This window comes from Rhizobacter sp. (assembly GCF_035702065.1).
GTDB lineage: Bacteria > Pseudomonadota > Gammaproteobacteria > Burkholderiales > Burkholderiaceae_C > Rhizobacter.
Map to the genome: position 1 here is coordinate 1 of NZ_DASSRA010000017.1, position 2446 is coordinate 2446.

A 2446-nucleotide genomic window follows, 5' to 3' on the forward strand; every position below is an offset into this window, starting at 1 on the left:
ACGGCGAGCTTGAAGCCCTTCCAGGCTTTGGGGTCGCGCTTGGCCTTGTGCTTGGTGTGCAGCGTGATCGCCTGGCCGTTGATGTTCTGGATGGTCGCGACCGAGGTGGCCATCGCGTCCGACCCCAGGCCCATGCTCATGGCCAGCGGCATGGGCGAGAGGAAGTGCGAGGCGTCGTACTCGCGCTTCATCACGCGCTCGCGGATCACGCCCCAGCCCGGCGTCTTGACCAGCTCCACCTGCAGGCCCTGGTCGCGGTAGAAGCCGAGCGGCTCGGCCATGATCAACGGCGTGGCGCAGGTGATGGCGATGAAGCCCACCTTGAGGTTCTTCTTCTCCACCGGCCGGCGCTCCTGCGCCAGCGCCTGCAGCGTGGCCAGCGGCAGCGCGCTGGCGATGGCGGCCATCGCAGTCTTGCGGCCGACGGCCTTCAGGAAGGCACGGCGCACCGGCTCCTGCGGGAACAGGGCTTTCACCAGCGAGGCCTCGATGAACTCGTTGGCCAACTGCTCCACGCTCGGGCGGCTGTCGCAGCCACTGCCCGCAAGATGCGGCTCGCGGCAGGCGCAGCGCATCAGCAGCGGTCGGTTCGCGTCGTAGGGGTCGTGTCGTGTCATGCGACCTGCTTGCTGATCGCAAAGCTCTTCAGGTACTCGTCGGCCTTGGCCGCGTCGAAGGTCTTGCCCATCACGCTGAACTTGGGGTACGCGCCCAGCTTCTCGTCGGGCAGCGGCTGGCCGAGCTGCCTCATGGTCTTCTTCGCGTCGGTCAGCAGGAACACCTTCTCGGCGATCTGCTTGTAGTTGACGTCGCCCTTGAGGTAGCCCCAGCGCTTCATCTGCGTGAGCATCCACACGGCCATGCTCTGCCAGGGCATCGGGTCGAAGTCGGCGCGGTCGGGCACGGTCTTCACCTGCCCCAAGCCGTCGGCGAACTTGCCGGTGAGCACCTGCGCGATCACGCTCTCGGGCTGGTTGAGGTAGGCCTGCGGCGCGATCACCTTGGCGATGAGTTCGCGGTTGCGCGCCTCGCGCGCCATCGCGGCCGAAGTGAGCACCGCCCGGTACAGCGCCGCGAAGGTGTTGGGGTTCTTCTGGATGAACTCGGTGCTGGTGCCGAAGGCGCAGCAGGGGTGGCCGTTCCACAGCTCCTTGGTCAGCAGGTGGATGAAGCCCACCTCCTCGAACACCGCGCGCTGGTTGAAGGGGTCGGGCCCGAGGAAGCCATCGATGTTGCCGGCGCGCAGGTTGGCCACCATCTCGGGCGGCGGCACCACGCGGATCTGCACGTCGGTGTCGGGGTTCAGGCCATGCTCCGCCAGGTAGTAGCGCAGCAGCAGGTTGTGGATGGAGAACTCGAACGGAATGGCGAACTTGAAGCCCTTCCAGTTCTTGGGGTCGCGGTTGTCCTTGTGCTTCATGGCCAGCGTGATCGCCTGGCCGTTGATGTTCTGGATGGTGGCCACGTTCATCGGCGTGGCGGTGGCACCGAGGCCGAGCGAGATCGCCAGCGGCATGGGCGACAGGAAGTGCGTGGCGTCGTACTCCTTGTTGAGCATCTTGTCGCGGATCAGCGCCCAGCCCGCCGTCTTGACCACCTGCACCTCCAGCCCCTGCTTGGCATAGAAGCCCAGCGGGTGCGCCATGATCAGCGGCGTGGCGCAGGTGATGGGGATGAAGCCGATCTTCAGCTCCTTCTTCTCCAGCGCGCCCTGCTTCTCCTGCGCCATGGCCTGCAGGCTGGCGATGGGCAGCACGCTGCCGATGGCGGCCATTGCCGAGCCCTTGCCCACCGCACGCAGGAAGCGGCGGCGTTGTGCGTCCTGCGGGAACAGGGCCTTGACCAGCGTGGCCTCGATGAAGTCGTTGGAGTAGGCCTCGAAGGCAGTCGTCTCGCTGCGGCGCTTCAGTTCGTCGACGGCGCCGAGCGCACTGTTGTGCTCGTCGGCCGATGCGTGCTGCCCGCAGGCGCAGCGCATCAGCAGCGGCCGGTCGGCGTTGTAGGGGTCGAAACGGTTGCTGGAGTCGTTGTCGTCACGCATGCGGGTTCCCTTCGGGCAGATGAAGGGAATGCTAGGAACGACGGGCCGGGTGCGGAATCGTCGGAGCCGGGCTTGTGGTGTAGGGCTGGCACTACACGCCACCACGCGAGCAAAGCCACCCCCAGCGCCACCCCGACCAACGCTGCCGCGCCCGTGAAGGTGGCCCGCAGCCCAGCCGCCACGGCGTCGGCGCTCGCCGCATGGAGATCCGCCGTGCCCGCCCCCCACGCGAACACCGCGCCCATTGCCGAGGCGCCGGTGATGAGCCCGAGGTTGCGCGACAGGTTGAGCAGGCCGGAGACCACGCCGCGCTGGTCCGGCGCCACATCGGCCATCACCGCCGTGTTGTTGGCCGCCTGGACCAGCGCGTAGCCGGTGGTGAGCAGCACCAGCGGCAGCACATAG

At 67.3% G+C, this 2446-nt stretch carries 2 protein-coding genes and 1 pseudogene; all 3 read right to left on the reverse strand.

The genetic code is table 11. The annotated features are described in order from the left end of the window. The coding region (locus VFL64_RS00785) for an ABC transporter substrate-binding protein (RefSeq protein WP_489538474.1) at nt 1–617 on the reverse strand (617 nt) is incomplete at its 3' end. Next, a complete protein-coding gene (locus VFL64_RS00790) occupies nt 614–2041 on the reverse strand; it encodes a CmpA/NrtA family ABC transporter substrate-binding protein (protein WP_489538475.1) in 1428 nt (475 codons plus the stop codon). The genes VFL64_RS00790 and VFL64_RS00785, both read right to left, overlap by 4 nt. Beyond that, a pseudogene (locus VFL64_RS00795) lies at nt 1978–2446 on the reverse strand (hypothetical protein); the annotation flags it as partial. The gene VFL64_RS00790 and the pseudogene VFL64_RS00795, both read right to left, overlap by 64 nt.

Bases quoted from the DNA above. Each gene is read 5' to 3' on its own strand.
- VFL64_RS00790 (WP_489538475.1), bottom strand. From the start codon at position 2,041: ATGCGTGACGACAACGACTCCAGCAACCGTTTCGACCCCTACAACGCC.